The 20,421-nt window shown below is 53.4% G+C and carries 12 protein-coding genes and 3 pseudogenes; 10 read left to right on the forward strand and 5 right to left on the reverse strand.

The features are described from left to right. Positions 1 to 56 precede the first annotated feature (56 nt). Genes nifK through nifH form a run of 3 tightly spaced genes read right to left on the reverse strand, consistent with a single transcriptional unit; the run spans position 57 to position 4,068 of the window. A complete protein-coding gene (gene nifK, locus CS369_RS06070; RefSeq protein ID WP_196906382.1) occupies positions 57 to 1,625 on the reverse strand; it encodes a nitrogenase molybdenum-iron protein subunit beta in 1,569 nt (522 codons plus the stop codon). Positions 1,626 to 1,680: 55 nt separating this feature from the next. Then, the gene (gene nifD / locus CS369_RS06075; RefSeq protein WP_196906383.1) at positions 1,681 to 3,129 is read right to left on the reverse strand and encodes a nitrogenase molybdenum-iron protein alpha chain; all 1,449 of its coding nucleotides are present in this window, start codon (positions 3,127 to 3,129) and stop codon (positions 1,681 to 1,683) included. A gap of 57 nt (positions 3,130 to 3,186) precedes the next feature. Further along, the gene (gene nifH / locus CS369_RS06080) at positions 3,187 to 4,068 is read right to left on the reverse strand and encodes a nitrogenase iron protein (RefSeq protein WP_196906384.1); all 882 of its coding nucleotides are present in this window, start codon (positions 4,066 to 4,068) and stop codon (positions 3,187 to 3,189) included. Positions 4,069 to 4,545: 477 nt separating this feature from the next. Between nifH and nifJ the strand changes: the two are divergent. From nifJ to CS369_RS06130, 10 genes and pseudogenes are all read left to right on the forward strand, one after another. Further along, positions 4,546 to 8,051, forward strand: a pseudogene (nifJ, locus tag CS369_RS06085) (pyruvate:ferredoxin (flavodoxin) oxidoreductase). Between the two features lie 294 nt (positions 8,052 to 8,345). Then, positions 8,346 to 8,717 (forward strand): PTS lactose/cellobiose transporter subunit IIA, encoded by a 372-nt coding sequence (locus tag CS369_RS06090; protein WP_196906433.1) that lies wholly within the window; start codon positions 8,346 to 8,348, stop codon positions 8,715 to 8,717. A gap of 15 nt (positions 8,718 to 8,732) precedes the next feature. After that, on the forward strand, positions 8,733 to 9,026 hold the full coding sequence (locus CS369_RS06095; protein WP_196906385.1) for a PTS sugar transporter subunit IIB: 294 nt from the start codon (positions 8,733 to 8,735) through the stop codon (positions 9,024 to 9,026). Between the two features lie 155 nt (positions 9,027 to 9,181). Next, the gene (locus tag CS369_RS06100; protein WP_196906386.1) at positions 9,182 to 10,966 is read left to right on the forward strand and encodes a sigma-54-dependent transcriptional regulator; all 1,785 of its coding nucleotides are present in this window, start codon (positions 9,182 to 9,184) and stop codon (positions 10,964 to 10,966) included. A 1-nt stretch (position 10,967) separates the two neighbouring features. Further along, positions 10,968 to 11,900, forward strand: a complete 933-nt coding sequence (locus tag CS369_RS06105) for a PRD domain-containing protein (RefSeq protein WP_196906387.1) — start codon at positions 10,968 to 10,970, stop codon at positions 11,898 to 11,900. Positions 11,901 to 12,006: 106 nt separating this feature from the next. After that, on the forward strand, positions 12,007 to 12,330 hold the full coding sequence (locus CS369_RS06110) for a hypothetical protein (RefSeq protein ID WP_196906388.1): 324 nt from the start codon (positions 12,007 to 12,009) through the stop codon (positions 12,328 to 12,330). A gap of 20 nt (positions 12,331 to 12,350) precedes the next feature. Beyond that, complete coding sequence (locus CS369_RS24500; RefSeq protein WP_196906389.1) at positions 12,351 to 12,581, forward strand: PTS transporter subunit EIIC; 231 nt, start codon at positions 12,351 to 12,353, stop codon at positions 12,579 to 12,581. Between the two features lie 35 nt (positions 12,582 to 12,616). Beyond that, positions 12,617 to 13,258 carry a PTS transporter subunit EIIC gene (locus CS369_RS06120; protein WP_280514735.1) on the forward strand — a complete coding sequence of 214 codons (642 nt, stop codon included), beginning with the start codon at positions 12,617 to 12,619 and terminating at the stop codon, positions 13,256 to 13,258. Positions 13,259 to 13,293: 35 nt separating this feature from the next. Further along, complete coding sequence (locus tag CS369_RS06125) at positions 13,294 to 14,763, forward strand: FGGY-family carbohydrate kinase (RefSeq protein ID WP_196906391.1); 1,470 nt, start codon at positions 13,294 to 13,296, stop codon at positions 14,761 to 14,763. Positions 14,764 to 14,835: 72 nt separating this feature from the next. Further along, a pseudogene (locus tag CS369_RS06130) lies at positions 14,836 to 16,191 on the forward strand (glycoside hydrolase family 1 protein). Positions 16,192 to 16,193: 2 nt separating this feature from the next. On the opposite strand, the pseudogene mltB reads toward CS369_RS06130, so the two are convergent. Together mltB and fusA are read right to left on the reverse strand one after the other, a co-directional pair. Beyond that, a pseudogene (gene mltB, locus CS369_RS06140) lies at positions 16,194 to 17,252 on the reverse strand (lytic murein transglycosylase B); the annotation flags it as partial. A gap of 402 nt (positions 17,253 to 17,654) precedes the next feature. Beyond that, on the reverse strand, positions 17,655 to 19,757 hold the full coding sequence (gene fusA / locus CS369_RS06145) for an elongation factor G (RefSeq protein WP_196906394.1): 2,103 nt from the start codon (positions 19,755 to 19,757) through the stop codon (positions 17,655 to 17,657). Positions 19,758 to 20,421: the final 664 nt, after the last annotated feature.

Consider the following 20,421-nt stretch of genomic DNA (forward strand, 5'->3'; position numbering starts at 1 on the left):
CAAGGTGACGGCCCGGACAGTGCCGGGCCGATAAGCGGGCCACGCTGGCCTGGGGATCAACGAACAAGATCGAAGTTATAGTCGGTCTTGCCAAGCTTCATGGTATCTCTGTCGAGCTTCTCCAGTACCGCATTAACTAACTGAGTAAGAATCGACATAGCCCCTTCATACCCCCAGGTGGTTTGGCGATGCAGATGATGGCGATCGAAAATAGGGAATTCCAGACGAATCAACGGCACTTCAAACTGCTCTCCCTTCGCCAACGTATCGCGCTGAATGAATTTGCCGTAGGAGTTGCCAATCATGAAATCCGGTTTGTTGGTGAACATCAGCGAGCGGAAATGCCACAGATCGCAGTTGATATACACCTCACTCTCCTGCCCATAAGGCGAAGCGCTCAGCATTTTTTTCATCGCTTTCTGCCAACGTTTATTGGCGTTGTGGCACAGGATGACCGTCTGCTCACAACCCAACTCCAACAGGAATTGCGTCAAGCCCATCACAAAATCCGGATCGCCGTACAGACCAAAGCGTTTGCCGTGTAGCCAGGTGTGGGAATCCAGCATCATATCCACCAACCTGCCGCGCTCCAGCGTCAACGCATCACCGACTGGCACGCCGGTCAGTTCACTCACTGCCATCAGTAGTTTGTCCGTCGCATCCAGTCCAATCAGCACAGATACCTCGGTAGCCGTTTGATTCCAGTTCTCCTGCACCATTTTCTTGGTTTTTATCAGGTGCCACGGTTGCAACAGCTGCGTATCGATGGCGTTCGGTGCATCACGCATCTCTTGCTGGGTCGTCCCGCCTGCGTACATACGGTAGTGACTGTCTGCCGGCGTATCCAGTACCTCTGACGGATCAGACAGGATGGCACACGGTACACCCATCTGTTCCATCATGCGTTTCAGTACCCGGTAGTTGCCCAGATAGGTTTCAAATCCGGTAACCAGATTCAGGCGCGCCAGACTGCCGGGCTGATAGTTATTGTCTTCACCGCTGGTAAAAGTGCGGGCAAACCCTTCAAACATGTTGTCCCACCCGGTGATATGGCTGCCGATAAAGCTCGGCGTGTGGGCGTAGGGGATAGGCATTTGCGCGTCGACAAACCCGTCTTTCTTGGCATTGGCAATAAACGCTTGCAGGTCATCGCCAATGACTTCCGCCATACAAGTGGTGGAAACGGCGATCATCTCCGGTTTGTAGAGTGCGCTGGCGTTCTGCAAACCGGCATTCATGTTGTTGTTCCCACCAAACACAGCGGCGTCTTCCGTCATGGAGTCAGAAACATAGGCGAGGGGCTCCTTGAAATGACGGTTAAAATAGGTGCGGAAGTAGGCAACACACCCCTGAGAGCCGTGTACATAGGGCAAGGTGTTGGCAAAACCCAGCGCGCACAATACCGAGCCCAACGGCTGGCACGCTTTCGCCGGATCAATGTTCAGCGCTTCTCGCTTAAAGTTAAGTTCCTGGTACTCCGGCGTGGTAGTCCACTCGAAGACTTCACGCACGCGCTGCTCGTCATGCGCCTCTTCCATTGGGCGTTTCTTGTGAAACAGCGCCTGGTATTCATCCTGCTCAAACAACGGAAAGCAGGCATGGGTTTTTTCAGCAGTTTGACTCATGGTGTACTCCTCCCGCGCCACAAATCGGTGAACAAACGGGATATCAGGATAAGGGTTAGGCCGATTTCAGCCACGGAGCCGTCAGTTCACGCCAATTGGGGTTATTGAGCGTCATGTCCATGTCACGGGCAAAAATGGCGAAACCGTCATAGCCGTGGTACGGACCGGAATAATCCCAGGAGTGCATCTGGCGGAAAGGCACACCCATCTTTTGAAAGATGTACTTTTCCTTAATGCCGGAACCGATCAAATCAGGTTTCAGCGCCTTGACGAATGCTTCCAGCTCATAGCTGCTGGCATCATCAAACAGCAGCGTGCCTTCTTTCAGATCCGGCAGCGTGCGGTCGTAGTCGTCGTTGTGGCCGAATTCATAACCGGTACCAATAATCTCCATACCGAGATCTTTATAAGCACCGATGATGTGACGTGGACGTAATCCCCCGAGATACAGCAGTACCCGGCGACCTTCCAAACGCGGACGGTACTTGGAGATAATCGCCTCCGTTTGCGCCTGATAGCAGGCGATTACGGCTTCGGCGTTTTGCTTGATGGTGTCATCAAACTGCCCGGCGATTTTTCGCAGCGATTCTGCAATCTTGGTCGGGCCAAAGAAGTTGTATTCCATCCAGGGAATGCCGTGCTTCTCTTCCATATGCCGCGAGATATAGTTCATCGAGCGGTAACAGTGCACCAGATTCAATTTCACGTTAGGGGTGTTTTCCATCTCCACCAGCGTGCCGTCGCCGGACCACTGTGCTACCACACGCAACCCCATCTCTTCGAGCAGAATACGCGACGCCCAGGCGTCACCGCCGATGTTGTAGTCCCCGATAATCGCCACGTAATAAGGCGTAGACTCAAAGGGTTTACCTTCACGGTTATCCAGCACCCAATCACGGATCACGTCGTTGGCAATGTGGTGACCGAGAGATTGCGATACGCCGCGGAACCCTTCGCAGCGCACCGGTACCACCGGTTTACCAATCGCTTTACGGCTGGCATTGGCCACCGCTTCGATATCATCGCCTATCAACCCCACCGGACACTCGGACTGGACGGAGATCCCTTTACTGAGCGGGAACAACATTTCCAGCTCTTCAATCAGTTTGGTGAGTTTCTTGTCACCGCCAAACACGATGTCCTTTTCCTGAAAATCCGAGGTAAAGTTCAGCGTGCCAAAGCTGTTTACACCGCTGACACCGGTGTAATAGTTACGGCGTCCTGCACGGGAGTACTGGCCGCAGCCAATCGGGCCGTGTGAGATATGCACCATATCCTTGATCGGTCCAAACACTACCCCTTTGGAGCCGGCGTAGGCGCAGCCGCGTACCGTCATCACCCCCGGTTGCGATTTACGGTTTGATACCAGGCATTTCCCCACGCTCTCCTGCGCCGGGTCGGTAACCATCATGTGTTTTTGGCGCTCTTTGCGCGTTTTTTCAGGGAAAACTTCCAGCACTTCCTGGATGATCGCCTGATTGCGTTCACGGGTTGCGTTTGTCATTTCACTGTTCCTTCTGCATCAGGGCCCCCACGGGCGGGGGCTGACGCCGTTGAGCGATCAGGCCGCATTTTCTTCAGCAGCGGTTTTACCGATGATGCTGGCGTCTTCCTCTTCCATGATGCCGAATTCCATCAGCAGATCTTCCAGTTCATCCATGGTGCAAGGCACCGGGATCACTTTCATGGTGTTGTTGACAATCTTCTGTGCCAGTGTGCGGTATTCATTAGCTTGCTTACAGTTCGGGTCGTACTCGATGACCGTCATACGGCGAATTTCAGCGCGCTGTACGATATTGTCGCAGGGTACGAAGTGGATCATCTGCGTGCCGAGTTTTTCTGCCAGCGCTATGATCTGCTCATCTTCGCGATCGGTATTGCGCGAATTACAAATTAATCCCCCTAAACGCACCTTACCGGTTTTGGCGTATTTCACGATTCCTTTGGAAATGTTGTTGGCGGCATACATCGCCATCATTTCGCCGGAGCACACGATGTAAATTTCCTGCGCTTTGTTCTCACGAATCGGCATGGCGAAGCCGCCACACACCACATCGCCCAGGACGTCGTAGAACACAAAATCCAAGTCGTCTTCATACGCCCCTTCTTCTTCCAGGAAGTTGATGGCGGTAATCACCCCGCGACCTGCGCAGCCAACACCCGGCTCCGGACCACCGGATTCATCACAGCGCACATTGCCGTAGCCAATTTGCAGCACATCTTCCAGTTCGAGGTCTTCAACCGAGCCGACTTCTGCCGCCATTTCCATAATGGTGTTCTGCGCTTTAGCGTGAAGAATCAAACGTGTGGAGTCCGCTTTCGGGTCACAACCGATGATCATGACCTTCTTGCCCATTTCCGCCAGTGCGGCGACCAGATTCTGAGTGGTGGTGGATTTACCAATCCCCCCTTTGCCATAGATGGCACATTGACGCAAAGCCATGATTGCTTCTCCTGTTTCGGGTTAGAGGCGTGTGGTACGCCGAAGGTGTTGCATTCCCCTTGTTGCAGGGAACGTACCATCCATGCCAAAACAGGTAATCAATTGAAATTATTTATTTTGTAAGAAGTTTGCTTGCCGGGGAGAAAACAAACACAAGACAAAGGGCAAACCAATTGTTGTAAAACGGACAATCGGGCCACAGAGGAGCGGCAACGCGGTTTTCCGGTGACAGGAGCGACAGTTTGTTGGCTGCACGACAGGATGTGGCCCTTTCTGTCTTATTTCATGCAATTTTCCCGCATTACACACTGCATCAGATGCCAAGAAAATATCGTAACTAATTAAATAAAAACATCTTTTAATCTTATCATGGAAATGGCACAGGCTGTGCTTCAAGCCTCGCTGAAACGTCGAATCGATGGCGCGCCCGCCAAGCCGCCCCGTAAACACCCGCGCCATACCAATGAGGAAGCCCGCATGAGCAGAAAAATGAAAACGATGGATGGAAATGCCGCCGCCGCATACATCTCTTACGCCTTTACCTACGTGGCCGCCATCTACCCCATTACCCCCTCCACGCCGATGGCGGAAAACGTGGACGAGTGGACCACGCAGCATAAAAAAAACCTGTTCGGTCAGCCGGTACGTTTGATTGAAATGCAGTCCGAAGCCGGTGCAGCAGGTGCGGTACACGGTGCGCTACAGGCCGGAGCGCTTACCACCACCTATACCGCCTCGCAGGGGTTGCTGCTGATGATCCCCAACCTGTACAAGGTCGCAGGTGAACTGCTGCCGGGCGTATTTCACGTCAGCGCCCGCGCATTGGCCACCAACTCGCTCAATATATTTGGTGACCATCAGGACGTGATGGCAGTGCACCAAACCGGCTGCGCCATGCTGGCTGAGAATAGCGTACAGCAAGTAATGGATCTGTCTGCGGTCGCGCACCTGACGGTCATCAAAGGACGCGTTCCCTTTATCAACTTCTTTGACGGCTTTCGCACTTCCCATGAGATCCAGAAGATTGAAGTGCTGGAGTACGATGAGCTGGAACCGCTGCTGGACCGCGACGCGCTAAACCGTTTTCGTCGCAATGCGTTGAACCCCGATCACCCGGTGGTGAGTGGCACGGCGCAAAACCCAGATATCTACTTTCAGGAACGAGAATCTGCCAACCGTTTTTATGACGCGCTGCCTGCAATGGTGGAAAGTTACATGGCAGGCATCACCCGACTCACCGGACGTGAATATCATCTGTTTAATTACTACGGCGCGCCCGATGCAGAACGGATGATCGTTGCCATGGGATCGGTATGCGAAACCATTCAGGAAACGGTGGATTATCTCAACCAGCGCGGTGAAAAAGTCGGACTGCTGACCGTACATTTGTATCGCCCGCTCTCGCTGTCGCACTTCTTTGCGCAGATCCCGGATTCGGTACAACGCATTGCCGTGCTGGATCGCACCAAGGAACCCGGCGCGCAGACGGAGCCACTGTGTCTGGATGTGAAAAATGCCTATTACCGTCACGCTCAGCCGCCGTTGATTGCCGGCGGTCGCTACGGCTTGGGCGGCAAGGACATTCTGCCAACCCACATCGTGTCCGTCTTTGAGAATCTCACCCGCCCACTGCTGCAGGATGGCTTCACCGTCGGCATCACTGATGATGTCACCCACACCTCACTGCCGCAGGCCAGCGCAGCGATGAATGTAGCGCGCGTCGGCACCACCGCTTATAAATTCTGGGGACTGGGATCGGACGGCACGGTTGGTACCAATAAAAGCGCCATAAAGATTATCGGCGATAAAACGCCGCTTTATGCGCAGGCCTACTTCTCCTACGACTCGAAGAAGTCGGGCGGGATCACCGTCTCTCATTTGCGGTTTGGGCAAAGCCCGATCACCTCGCCCTATCTTATTCATCACGCGGATTTTATTGCCTGTTCGCAACAGAGTTACGTTGAAAAATATGACCTGCTGGCCGGGTTGAAACCGGGCGGGACTTTCCTGCTTAACTGCACCTGGACGCCGGATGAGCTAGCGTTAAAGTTGCCCACTGCCATGAAACGCTATCTGGCCCAGAACCACATTCGCTGCTACACCCTTAATGCGGTGCAGATTGCTCAACGTCTCGGCCTGGGCGGACGCTTCAACATGATTATGCAGGCCGCCTTCTTCAAGCTCACCAACATTATTCCCCCGGAAACCGCCGCCGATTATTTAAAAAGCACGCTAGTAAAATCCTATGGCAGTAAAGGTCCGAAGGTGGTGGAGATGAACCACGCCTCGATCGATCAGGGCATGCAGGCGTTGGTAGAAGTGGCTATCCCCGCAGTGTGGGCCACGCTCCCCGATGACACTCGTCTTCCCACTCGCGCCGTACCCGATTTTATCCGTCAGATTCTGGAGCCGATGAACCGCCAGGAAGGTTATACGTTGCCCGTCAGCGCCTTTATCGGCATGGAAGATGATACCTTCCCACCCGGTACGGCGGCCTATGAGAAACGCGGCATAGCAATTCAGGTTCCCGTCTGGCAGCCGGAAGGGTGCACCCAGTGTAACCAGTGCGCCTTTATCTGCCCGCATGCGGCTATCCGCCCTGCATTGCTGAATGAAGAGGAGCGCGCGGCAGCACCGGTTTCCTTGCTGAGCACCCCCGCGCAAGGGGCCAAGGCGTGGAGTATCATCTGTCCGTATCGCCGTTGGATTGCTCCGGCTGCGGTAACTGCGTGGATATCTGCCCATCACGCGGTAAATCACTCACCATGCAGCCGCTTGAAAGCCAACAGCATCAGGTTGGATTGTGGGAGCATGTGCTGGCACTTTCGCCCAAGGTCAATCCATTTAGCAAAACGACGGTAAAAGGTAGCCAGTTTGAAACGCCGCTTCTGGAGTTTTCCGGTGCCTGCGCCGGTTGCGGAGAGACGCCTTATGCGCGCTTACTGACGCAACTGTTTGGCGATCGCATGCTGGTGGCCAATGCGACAGGCTGTTCGTCAATCTGGGGCGCAAGCGCACCGTCGATCCCTTACACCACCAACCACAAGGGACAAGGCCCGGTCTGGGCTAACTCGCTGTTTGAAGACAACGCCGAATTCGGTTTAGGGATGTTGCTCGGCAGTCGGGCGGTGCGCGCGCAGTTGGCGAGCGATATTCAAACCGCGCTGGCGTTGCCTGTCACTCCGGCGTTGCATACTGCGCTCACCGACTGGCTGGAGCACAAAGAGCGCGGGGATGGCACACGGGGACGGGCTGACACCGTTATCGCCCGCTGGTACAGGAGCAGACCACCTCACCGCTGCTGGCACGCATCTATCAGAATCGCGACTATCTGCCTAAACCGTCGCCGTGGATCTTCGGCGGCGACGGCTGGGCCTACGATATTGGCTATGGCGGCCTGGATCACGTGCTGGCCTCCGGAGAAGATATCAATGTGCTGGTGTTCGATACCGAGGTGTATTCCAACACTGGCGGCCAATCGTCCAAATCCACACCGGTAGCGGCTATCGCCAAATTTGCCGCAGAAGGGAAACGCACGCGCAAAAAAGATCTCGGTATGATGGCAATGAGCTACGGCAACGTTTATGTGGCGCAGATTGCCATGGGAGCTGGTAAAGCGCAAACGCTGCGTGCCATTGCCGAAGCGGAAGCCTGGCCCGTCGTTGATCATCGCCTATGCAGCCTGTATCAACCACGGACTGAGCGCAGGCATGGGATGCAGCCAGCGCGAGGCAAAACGCGCGGTGGATGCCGGTTATTGGCATCTGTATCGCTTCGATCCGCTGCGCCAGGATAAAGGCAAAAACCCGTTTGTGCTCGATTCGGATGAACCGGAAGAGGATTTCCAAGCCTTCCTGATGGGTGAAGTGCGCTACGCTTCGCTGAAACGCCAGCACCCGGCGGTGGCTGACAGCCTGTTTGAACAAACCGAACAAGATGTCAAGGATCGCTTTGAGCGCTATCGCAGCTTGGCGGAGGGCTGATCGCATTTTTCATCGCTTGTTGGGTTATTTTTATCGGGTTGACGCATTTAGCGTCAATCCGACGTAACATCGCCACCAATATCCGCTATCAGCACCTTCTTCCTGTTCTCCAACCTAACGGTTTACGCCACATTCTCAGTTCCTCGCTTGCAGGCTAAACAGATCGATACAGTTTGCGAAAATAGCAATTAACACAATGAAAATAATTACTTTATTTTATTAGCGTTGTTATTGCTTATACCTTGTCAGTAAAAAACAGAGCAGTGATTGTCATCATTTAAGGAGCCGGTAGTGATGAACGAACAGGTGGATAGCGATTTTGAGGAGTTGGTGATTAACATCATCGTCAATGCGGGTCAGGCGAGAAGTCATGCCATCAAAGCTATTGAGTGCGCGGCACGTCAGGAATTTGGGCCTGCACAGGAGTTGTTGGAACAGGCCACCGAAGCATTGCGCGTCGCTCATCTGGCACAAACCAATCTGATAGAAGATGAAGCGCGCGGCGTACATCACCCGGTCACGCTGTTGATGGTGCATGCTCAGGATCATTTGATGAACGCCATCACGGTTAAAGATTTGGCCCGGCAGCAGGTGGCTTGCTACCAGCATATGGCTGAATTAAGCAAACAGGTGCAAGCACTCTCACTTACCCAGGCACACTATTGATACGAGGAGTAGGTCATGTTGCACATTACGTTGGTTTGTATGGGAGGTTTTTCCACGGGAATGCTGGTGAAAAGAATGCGTGAAGATGCCGTCAAACAAGCGCTCGATGTGGAAATTAACGCGACATCCGAAAGTAATTTTAAAAATTTCTCCGACAAAACCGACGTATTACTGATCGGCCCACAGGTGAGTTTTATTGAAGGCACGATGAAAAGCCGCTACCCAAATTTAAAAATCGCTGTCATCAATGCCGTGGATTACGGCTCGATGAACGGTGGAAAGGTACTCGAATTCGCCCGTAATTTGTGAGCCAGTGGTTATTATTTGTGAGCCTATAGTTATTACTGGCGCATTCTTTCGCCGCGTTGTGCGTCACTCGGTATATTGGCAGCAGATAGTTTTCAGGCTAATGATAGTCCTTGCACCCGCCCTATTTTGCGCAAATGGATCAGGAGCACCAGAGCATGCGGATCGACATCGTCTATGACAAATTGAAGGCGCTTAGCGTCGAATCTGGCATCTCCGCCCCGCAGTTGGCGGAGGCGCTTGGCTATGCCAGAGCCAATGTCAGCAACGATCTGAACAGTCTGGTCGCGGAAGGAAAAGCTTTCAAAATCAAAGGCAAATCCGTGCTGTTTCAGGCGATTAATCCAGGCGCTCTGGCCCGCAACAGTGAAGGCGAATTTGCGCAGTTTATCGGCAGCAACGCCAGCCTGTTTCCGGCGATAGAGCAAGCCAAGGCAGCGGTGTTCTACCCTCCCAACGGGATGAATATGCTTATTCTGGGCGAAACCGGCGTGGGAAAATCCCTGTTTGCCGAACTTATGTACCAGTATGCCAAAGCCATCGGCAAACTACCGGCACAGGCGCCGTTTGTGATTTTTAACTGCGCCGACTATGCCGACAATCCGCAACTGCTGCTGGCACAGTTGTTCGGGTGTAAAAAAGGAGCCTATACCGGTACCGATGAAGATAAGGTTGGCCTGCTGGAGAAGGCGAATCACGGCGTTCTTTTTTTGGATGAAGTACACCGTCTACCGCCAGAAGGACAGAAAATCTTTTTCACCTTTATCGACAAGGGAATTTTCCGCCGTTTAGGGGAAACGCAGGTCGAACGCACCGCCAGCGTACGCATCTTTTCTGCTACCACGGAAGAGCCGGACTCCAGCCTGTTGCGCACCTTTACCCGACGTTTTCCGATGGTTATCCACCTGGCAGCCCTGAGAAAACGCACTTTCCAGGAGCGTTTTGCGCTGATCCAGTTTTTTTTCAATCAGGAAGCGGCGCATTTGCAGGAGAGTATCAGCGTCTCCGTGAATGCCCTGCGCGCCCTGCTGAGCTATGACTGCCCGAACAACATTGGTCAGCTTAAAGCGGATATTCGCTTCGCCTGTGCGGGCGCGTATGCGGAATACATGACCGGCAAAAAAACCAGTTTCGCCATCAACCGTCGAACGCTGCCGAAACACGTCAGTCAGGCGCTGTATACCCATCTTGAGCATCGCCAGATCTGGAACACCATTATTGGCATCAACAAGAAGAGCGTCACTTTCTCTGGCACCAGCAACACACCGCTGTTTGAAGACGATGCGCTCAATGACATTTACGACATGCTTAATCTACGCATGTCGGAACTGCGCAGCCAGGGAATTGAAGGCAATACGCTGGAAGAGGAGATTGAGAAAGATATCGCGGACTACTTCCAAACCCGGATCAGCCGTTATCAGGGCAAATATGACACACGCCGTCTGGAGAATCTGGTTACCCCAGCGGTACTGCGTTTAACCGAAGAGATCATCCGCTATGCCGAAGGGAAATTGCAGCGCACGCTGGACAATAAGGTCTATTACGGTTTGGCAACCCATATTGAAAACGCACTCGATCGCGTGCGTCGCAACAAAAGCATTGTCCATCCGCAGTTGAACCGTATTCGCACCGGCCACCCGGATGCTTTCAATGCGGCCCTGGATTGTCTGCGCATGATAGAACGGGTGATGGAAATCACGCTGCCCATCGATGAAGCTGGATTTCTCGCCATGTTCTTTGTCTACAGCGAGTGGGATCTGGAGCAGCGGCAGACCGATGTCAAGGTGATCGTAGTGGCGCACGGGATGGACACCGCCAGCGCGCTGGTTGCCACCGCCAACGAGCTGCTCGGGGTCAATTATGCGGTGGGTTTTAACGTTCCCCTCTACGAAAAGGCGGGAGCGCATCATTCGTCACATTCAAGCCAGCGAAGGCGTATCTGAAGTGCTGCTGCTGGTTGATATGGGGTCACTGACCACCTTTGGTGCCGCCCTGGCACAGCACTGCGACGTAGCAACGCGAACCATACAGTTAATCAGTACCATGCACATTGTCGAAGCGATCCCGAGCGCCATGAACGGCCTGCCCTTGCAGGAGGTGTATCACAACGTGCTGATGGTCAATCAGTTACTCGAACAGGAAGTACCGCGCGATCGTGAACCTGCCCCCGCCCGCGTCCCCGCGACTACCGAGAAGAAACTGGCCATCGTCATGATCTGCACCATGGGAGAAGGCACGGCAAAAGTACTGGAAAACCGCCTGTCACAGGCGCTGTCGAGTCGTATGCAGCGCGTCGCCGTGCTCTCGCAGCGTTTTGATAACGATGCCCAGCTCAATCAGGAACTGGTCGCACTGGGCCAACGCTATACGTTGGTTGCGCTGGTCAGCCCGTTCCCCATCGCCACTGCGCTCACGCAGTTCGATCTGGCCGATGTGCTGTACTACGACGGCGTGACAGCGTTGGATCGGCTGATCGAGCGAGAATCCACCTACCTGCTGGTAGCCGAAACGCTGACACAGATTTTGCAGCATGTGAAACCGGATACGGCGCTGCTTGCCATCAAAGGGTTTAACGCGCGCGTGTCTGCAGCGCTGGGGATCACGCTCTCTTCCAATATGCTTATCGGTTTGACCATGCATCTGGCGTGCTTGCTCGATCGTTTGCTGGAGGGACCAACCCATAGCGATTTTCCCGACAAGGTGCGTTATGTACAGCAGCATGACGCGATGATTCGTCTTATTCGTCACGAGTTGAGCGCCATTGAACAGGCATTTTCGCTGGCTATAAGTGAAGACGAAATATGTACCCTTTGCCGTTTTTTTATTTCACAGGACATCAGTCAACCGACAAAAGAGGTTATTAACGCATATCCATAATGAATGTGTAGAAAATATATAAAACATCGACCAGGCGAGTTAACTTGCCGAGCGTTCTATACCCTAAATTTTCTATCCGGTACGTATAATTATAAAGGAAAGAAAGATGGCTAACCTACAAAATACCATGCCCGGGCTGCAATTGGCCGCCTCGCACATGCAAAGCAACAAATATTTGATGTCAATTTCCAACGGTTTTACCGCTGTACTTCCGGTATTTATTATCGGAGCGTTTTCCACGTTATTAACAAATCTGCCAATTGACAGTTATTTGGCATTTATTAAAACGTACGGATTACAGCAGGCGATTGCATTACCCGCCAGCGTGACGTTAAAAATAATGTCGATTTACGTGTGCTTCTTTATTGCTTATAAATTGGCAGGTTCGCTCGGCCATAATGAAATGGTGGTCAGCTCGATTGCCATCTGATCACCAGCCCGGTGACGATTGTGGATGGCACGGAGGTAATGCCGTTTAGATATCTCGGGGCTGGCGGGTTGTTTGTGGCGATTATGGTTGCCCTGCTGGTGAATAAAATCTATTCCTTTGTCGTCGATCGCCATCTCACCATACGCATGGGCGACAACGTTCCTCCTGTGGTGGCGGAAACATTTAACGGCCTGATCCCCGCCATCATCAACGTCATTATTTTGCCACCATTGCAGCCCTGTTCAAACTGACCGCCGCCGGCAGCCTGCATGCCTACATTTACTTTATTATCCAGCAACCCTTGCTCGGGATCACCGGCTCTTACAGCGGCATGATCACGTTTGTGGTGGTAGCACACGTGCTGTGGCTGTTTGGCATTCACGGCACAATGGTGACCGGCACTATCTGGAAACCGCTTTATCTGGCGATGGATCTGGAAAACCTGACCGTGTTCCAAAACGGCGATCCGCTGCCGCACATTGTCGGCTATGCGTTCTGGGGCGTCTGGGCCAGTCTGGGCGGCAGTGGTTCCACGTTGGGCCTGAACCTGTTGATGGCCTTTAAAGCCAAAAGTGAGGGGTTGAAGAAGTTAGGCCGAATGGCGCTGCCAACCTCGTTCCTGTGCATCAAGGAGCCGATTATTTTCGGTATTCCCATCGTACTTAACCCAATGTTGGCGATTCCTTTCGTATTTGCCCCGGCGCTGAACGTCACCGTCGCCTATTTCCTGATAGCGACCGACGTACTGCCACGCATGATTGGCGTATTCAACGTGATCGAGATGCCGGTGTTTGCTAACGCCTTTATCCAGGGCAGTTGGCTGTTTGCGCTGTTGCAGGTGTTCCTGATCGTGCTCAACACGCTGATTTACTATCCGTTTTTCAAACGGCTGGATAATATCATGCGTACTCAGGCCACGCAGGCTTGAGGCGACACAGTTTTAAAACAAGGGAGGCCGCACAGATGACGATCGCAGTGATTGATACCGGCACCACACAAATGAAGCTGGTGCTGTTCGATGTACAGGGTACAACGAAGTTTCAGCACGCCGTCAGCACCACGTCACACTATTTTGATGACGGTCGCGTCGAACAGGATCCGCAACGTTGGCGTGATGCATTGGCGGTGCTGCTGCGCGCGGCGGCGCTGTTTCTCTCTGATCAGGGGCTGACGCTACACGCATTGGCGTTGACGTCACAGCGTTCGTCGATTATTGCTGTCGATGCGCAAGGCAACGCATTATCACCCACGCTGATGTGGCAAGACACGCGCACTCAGGCTCTGTGTGACAGTCTGGCTGGTGCCTCCGCCCAGGTGCATCAACGCTGCGGCTTACCGATCTTACCGGTGTTTTCCGCCGCAAAAATGGGATGGCTGAAGCAAAACCAAACGGCGCTGTATCAACGCGCCGCAAAGCTGGTCGGCATTCATGATTTCCTGTTGCATACGCTGACTGGCCGTTTTTGTACCGACTATTCGCTGGCGTCACGCACCAACCTGTTCAACCTGCGCACCCGGCAGTGGGATGACAGCTTATTAGCGCTGTTCGAACTCGATGAGGACAAGCTCTGCACCTTGCTCCCTCCCGCCAGCGTGGCGGGGGCGTTGCTCCCCTCCATTGCCGCGCAGGTCAGTTTGCCAGCGGGCATTCCCGTGATCACCGCCGGTGGCGATCAGCAATGCTGCGCGTTGGGCATGGGGCAGTTCGCTTCTGACCGTGTGATCGCCAATGTCGGTACCGGTGCTTACGTCATGGGCATGGCCACTACACTGGGTACTGCGCCACTCGACAGCCATTTTGCCTACAACCACGCCGCCCTGCCGGGCAACATCGTGATTGAGGGCGCGTTGCTCTCCGCCAGTTGCGCTTACGACTGGTTCAACCGCACGTTCTATCAAGCTGACGGCGACTACCACACCATCAATCAGGAGGCCAGTGCCGCCTCGCCCGGGGGATACGGGCTGGTGCTGTCGCCTTTTTTCAAAGGAAAGCTCGCCCAACAACAGCCCGGAGAGGCAAAAGCGTTCTTTTATGACATTGCCTTGCACCACACCCGGGGGGATTTCGCCCGCGCCATTCTGGAGGGCATTGCCCATGAACTCCATCACCAGATCCAGGGCATCGCTCCGCTGGTGGGGGGAATAACCGATATCTATACCGCGGGTGGCATCACTCAATTCGACACCTTCAACCAGATTCAGGCGGATATCTACAACCGTCCGGTGGTGGCGCTCAAAGATAACGCCACGGCGGCGGGTGCCTGGATCTCTGCCGTGGTCACGCTGCAACACTACCGCAGCTACGCGCAAGCCCACCAACAGATCGCCCGTCATCAACATACGCGGTGCTTCTTACCGCAGCCCGATAACGTGGCGCTGTATCAGGCGCAGGCGGTAAAAAGCCGCATCGTGCAGGAACACATTTATTCATGATCTTTCTCTACTCATACACCAAGGTGATCGCATGCTGAACAAGATAAAAACTGACTTTCCGGCCGACTTTCTGTGGGGCGCAAGACCTCCGCTTTTCAGGTAGAAGGCGGCTATCTGGATGATGGAAAAGGGCTTTCCACCGCAGACACGCGCGCATTGTTGAAATCTCATCTACAGGCCGACACCAAAGCCGCCAGTGGACAGTACACCCACTGGCGGGAAGATATCGCCTCGATGGCCGAGCTGGGCCTGCGTTCCTACCGTTTTTCCATCGCCTGGACCCGTATTTTCCCCAATGGTGATGAAGCCGAGTCGAATCACGCAGGGATTGATTTTTATCTGGCACTGATCGATGAATTACGCCACCACCACATTGAGCCCATCGTCACCCTGTACCATTTCGACTTTTCGGAAGGGTTGAATAAAAAGTACGGTGGCTGGCTGGCGCGTGAATCGATCGCCGATTTCGAGAAATATGCGCGCACCTTGTTTCGCGCCTTTGGCGATCGGGTGAAATACTGGCTGACCATCAACGAACAGAACCTGATGCTGTCCGTGGATGTGCTCATGGGATTGCAGGGTTTGGATGCCAACAAGGCTGATCGCCGCCGCTACCAGATGAACCACCACATGTTTCTGGCGACCGCCAAGGCGATTGAAGCCTGTCATGAACTGCTGCCCCAGCGGAAGATTGGTCCGGCGGTCTCCTATGTGCCTATCTACCCGGCCTCACCGCACCCTGAAGATGTTTTAGCCGCGCGTCAGAACCACGATCTGCGCAACCACGCCATGCTGCACGTGCATTGCTATGGTGACTATCCCGGTTACTACACCGCATTTTTGCAACAGCACGGCTGGTATCCGCAGGTGGAAGACGGTGATTTTGACTACCTGCGCCAGCATGCGCCGGATTTCATCGCCTTTAACTACTATCGCACCAACGTTGCCAGCGCCTGTCCAGCAGACATCACCGCACAGGAAATTGAACGCATCAAAGACGAAACTGGCGATCGTTTGGCGTCCATAGTCCCCGGTTACTATCAGCGCGAAAAGAACCCCTACCTGAAGGCGACAGAATATGGCTGGCAGATCGGACCCGATCGGCTTTCGCCTGGCCTTCCGTGAACTGCACGAACGCTATCCGCTACCGCTGATGGTGACAGAGAATGGTTGGGTACACCGGATGAACTCACGGCAGACGGTCAGGTGCACGACGAATACCGTATAGCCTATATTCGCGATCACATCGAGCAGATGCTTCTCGCCATTCAGGACGGCGCGCAGGTTCTCTCCTACACCCCCTGGACCTTTATCGATGTGCTCAGTTCGAACGATGGTTTCAAGAAGCGCTACGGCTTTGTCTATATCGATCGGGATGAGTTCGATCCCACCCCGTTAACACGCATCAAGAAGGACAGTTTCTATTAGTATCAGGCATTGATCCGCAATAACGGCAACGCCCCTGAGTGATGATTATTCCCAGCGCAGGCTGGGCTGCGACCCACTGGCTGGCTAGCCTGCTTCACCGCCAGCCCTAGTTGCCACACCGCCATGGCATAGTGGACGCTGTGGTTGTAGCGGGTGATGGTATAGAAATTCGGCAAGCCGAACCAGTATTGGAATTGGTTGCCCATATCCAAACGCAGCAAACTGACCTCGGTATAACCAATCAGCGGTTGGGCAGTACGCAGCCCGGCCGCCGTTAGCGTCGCCACCGGATAGCGCGTTTTGAAACCACTGTCCCAGGTGTTGGGTACTTGTCCTTGTGTCGGGATCGCTACCTCGGCACCAGCAGTCCAGCCGTGCGCCTTGAAATAGTTGGCCACACTTCCGATAGCATCGACCGGATCCCACAAGTTGATATGTCCGTCACCGTTAAAATCGACGGCATACTGCTTAAACGACGATGGCATAAACTGACCGTAACCCATGGCACCCGCATAGGAGCCTTTGAGCGAGAGCGGATCGTCCCCCTCTTTACGCGCCATCAGCAGGAAGGTTTCCAACTCACCCGCAAAATAGTCGGCACGGCGCGGATAGGCAAATGCCAGCGTGGCCAAGGCGTCGATAATGCGGGTTTTTCCCATCACTCGTCCCCAGCGGGTTTCCACGCCAATAATGCCGACGATGATCTCGGGCGGCACGCCATAGGTTTGCCAGGCGCGTTGTAAGGCATCGCTGTACTGATTCCAGAGCATCACCCCATTTTGCACGTTATCCGGCGTAATGAACTTGCTGCGATAGCGCACCCAGGCACCGTTTGGGGTCGGAGGTCCACCGGCAGAGACCGGCGCTTGCTGATCCATCAAACGGATCACCCAATCGAGCTTTTTGGCCTGTATCAAAACATCGTGCAATTGCTGGCGATCGAACCCGTGCTCTTGCACCATGCGGGCAACAAAACGGTCAGTTTCTTTGTTGAATACAAAATCGCCCTGTTGCAGTGGTCCGGTATGCTCAGGTTGCAACAAAAAGCCACCGGATACCGGCGGTTGGGTGGCAGGATCAGCCGCCGAGGGTGCAGGGGTAACACAACAGCCAAATAACGCATCAGAAAGTCATTTAACGCCAAATGATAGGATACATCTATGGTAAGCCAAAGCTCGGTATAAAAAAACAGAAATATCGAAATGAAACAGCGCGGTACTTTGTCTGTCGTGGTTTCAGAATGATGATAAAGCCGCTTTATTCATGGTAATCCTCGGCGAAAGCCGGGGATCTCTGCAAGAATAAACGCGTCTCTTCTGCGCGAGATTCCTGCCTTCGCGGGAATGACGGAAGTGGGCAGGAATGACGGATGAGGATGGGGATCGCCGCTTTAGGCAGAGTCGTCAGCAACGTTAAACCCCGGCAACATTTGCCGGGGTTTTTCACTAACATGCGATGGAACACTAGGCTTTGGCGCGCGACGTAATAATCGCCTCCATCACGTTGCGCGGTGCTTCAGCGTAATGCTTGAACTCCATGGTAAAGGTAGCGCGCCCTTGCGTCATGGAACGCAGCGTGGTGGCATAGCCGAACATCTCTGACAATGGCACCTCTGCGCGAATTACTCGGTCACCCAGTCGTTCTTCCATGCCTTGCACCATGCCACGTCGTGAAGCTAAATCGCCCATCACGTTACCAGCGTAGGGTTCTGGTGTTTCGACTTCAACCTGCATCATCGGTTCCAAAATCACCAGATGCGCGCGTTTTACCCCCTCTTTGAAGCCGAAGATCGCCGCCATGCGAAACGCCATTTCTGACGAGTCCACTTCATGATAGGAACCAAACGTCAGCGTGACTTTCACATCCACCAGCGGATAGCCCGCCAACACGCCGTTGTTCATGGCTTCCCGCACCCCTTTTTCCACGGAAGGGATATACTCACGCGGCACCACACCACCTTTGGTCGCATCCACGAAGCTGAACCCGGCACCAGCGGCCAGCGGTTCAAGTGACAGCACGACATGACCATACTGCCCTTTACCGCCGGATTGGCGCACAAACTTACCTTCTATGTCCGTTACCGTCTGACGTATCGTTTCGCGATACGTCACCTGCGGTCGACCGACGTTCGCTTCCACGCCAAATTCACGTCGCATACGATCGACGATAATCTCCAGATGCAGTTCCCCCATGCCAGCAATCAGGGTCTGACCTGACTCTTCGTCCGTTTTCAGGCGTAACGACGGGTCTTCCGCTGCCAAGCGTTGTAAGGCAAGCGCCATCTTTTCCTGATCGCCTTTGGTTTTGGGTTCAATCGCCAACGCGATCACCGGTTCCGGAAAGACCATTCGTTCCAGGGTGATAACCGCATCGGGATCGGACAAGGTATCACCGGTTGTGACATCCTTGAGCCCGACACAAGCGGCGATATCTCCAGCGCGAATCTCACCCACTTCGTGGCGCGTATTGGCATGCATTTGCACGATACGACCAATACGTTCCCGTTTTCCCTTCACTGGGTTATAGACGCTATCGCCTTTGCTCAGCACGCCTGAATAAACGCGCACGAAAGTCAATTGACCGACGTACGGGTCACTCATCAGTTTGAATGCCAACGCCGAGAACGCTTCTTGGTCATCGGCGTGGCGTTCTGCTGACGCGCCCTGCTCATCGACACCCTGTACCGCCGGAATATCCAGCGGTGAAGGTATCAGTTCCACGATGGCATCCAGCAGACGCTGCACCCCTTTATTTTTGAACGCACTGCCACACAGCATGGGCTGAATCTCACCGGCAATGGTACGCAGCCGCAAGCCTTCTACGATCTCCGCCTCGCTCAGATCGCCCCGCTCAAGATAGCTATCCATCAACGCCTCGGAGGCTTCAGCGGCCGCAGACACCATCTGCTCACCCCATACCTGCGCCGTTTCCACAACCTCGGCCGGGATGGGTTCGTAGCTAAAGGTTATCCCCTGAGTAACATCATCCCAAAAAATGGCACGCATCTTCACCAAATCCACCACGCCGCTGAAATGCTCTTCACTTCCGATGGGCACGACGATCGGCACGGGATTGGCCTTCAGGCGCTCAACCATTATCTGACGCACGCGGAAAAAATCGGCACCAGCGCGATCCATTTTATTCACGAAAGCCAGACGCGGAACCCGGTACTTATTGGCCTGACGCCAGACGGTTTCCGATTGCGGCTGAACGCCACCTACGGCTTCATACACCATCACAGCGCCATCGAGCACGCGCATCGAACGCTCTACCTCGATAGTGAAATCCACATGCCCCGGGGTGTAGATAATGTTGATACGGTGCTGGGGAAAACGGTTGTCCATCCCCTGCCAAAAACAGGTCACTGCCGCAGAGGTAATAGTGATACCGCGTTCCTGCTCCTGCGCCATCCAGTCAGTCGTGGCTGCACCGTCATGCACTTCACCCAGCTTATGGCTCATCCCGGTGTAAAACAGGATGCGCTCCGTGGTGGTGGTTTTCCCTGCGTCGATGTGCGCAAAGATGCCAATGTTGCGGTAACGGTCAATAGACGTTGTACGAGCCATGATATGTCATTAATAACGAAGGGGTTCGGACGTGGCAGTGAACTGTCGCAGGGAGAACCCGGATTGATAACGGCGACGATTATAGTACAAATGTTCGAGTATATTCGAACTATTTTTTGAAAATGTCATTCAACAAATTGCCCAATCGCACTCCTTCGCACGTTGCTGGACAGTGAGTGATAGCTACTTGCAGCCTACGCCTCGTCAACATTACCTGCAATCAGTGATGCGTTTTGGTTACAAAAAACGCGCCTAACTCGAAACGCTTTTTATAAAAGCCATAATATAAACAAAAGTATTAATAATAATTTTTATTTATACTTAAAAAACTAAAGTGGAATATGCAATACATCACTATAAAAACAACAGATATTAATTTTTTTACCGATAGGATATCACCATGCCACTCTTTAACATTAATGAATTAGCAGATCATCTCACGTTCACATCAGATTTCAGATGGAGTAATAGAAATCCAATCAGCGCCGGACTTTTTTTAACGAGAGTCAATCGCGCACAAAATGAATATCTTCAACTACAGTATAATTCCATATATACGGGCAATCTCTCAGAGTTAGGCAGTGAAATACCTATTAATCCCTCTCCACCGCTGATATGATCAGAATACTTTTCCAGCCGCAGTTAAATTACTTTCCGTCAGATG

Source organism: Candidatus Symbiopectobacterium sp. 'North America' (genome assembly GCF_015762685.1).
GTDB lineage: Bacteria > Pseudomonadota > Gammaproteobacteria > Enterobacterales > Enterobacteriaceae > Symbiopectobacterium.

Excerpts from the sequence above, each read along its gene's own strand:
- nifK (WP_196906382.1), bottom strand. The coding sequence starts at position 1,625 with ATGAGTCAAACTGCTGAAAAAACCCATGCCTGCTTTCCGTTGTTTGAG.
- nifD (WP_196906383.1), bottom strand. The coding sequence starts at position 3,129 with ATGACAAACGCAACCCGTGAACGCAATCAGGCGATCATCCAGGAAGTG.
- nifH (WP_196906384.1), bottom strand. The coding sequence starts at position 4,068 with ATGGCTTTGCGTCAATGTGCCATCTATGGCAAAGGGGGGATTGGTAAA.
- CS369_RS06090 (WP_196906433.1), top strand. The coding sequence starts at position 8,346 with ATGAACGAACAGGTGGATAGCGATTTTGAGGAGTTGGTGATTAACATC.
- CS369_RS06095 (WP_196906385.1), top strand. The coding sequence starts at position 8,733 with ATGTTGCACATTACGTTGGTTTGTATGGGAGGTTTTTCCACGGGAATG.
- CS369_RS06100 (WP_196906386.1), top strand. The coding sequence starts at position 9,182 with ATGCGGATCGACATCGTCTATGACAAATTGAAGGCGCTTAGCGTCGAA.
- CS369_RS06110 (WP_196906388.1), top strand. The coding sequence starts at position 12,007 with ATGGCTAACCTACAAAATACCATGCCCGGGCTGCAATTGGCCGCCTCG.
- CS369_RS06125 (WP_196906391.1), top strand. The coding sequence starts at position 13,294 with ATGACGATCGCAGTGATTGATACCGGCACCACACAAATGAAGCTGGTG.
- fusA (WP_196906394.1), bottom strand. The coding sequence starts at position 19,757 with ATGGCTCGTACAACGTCTATTGACCGTTACCGCAACATTGGCATCTTT.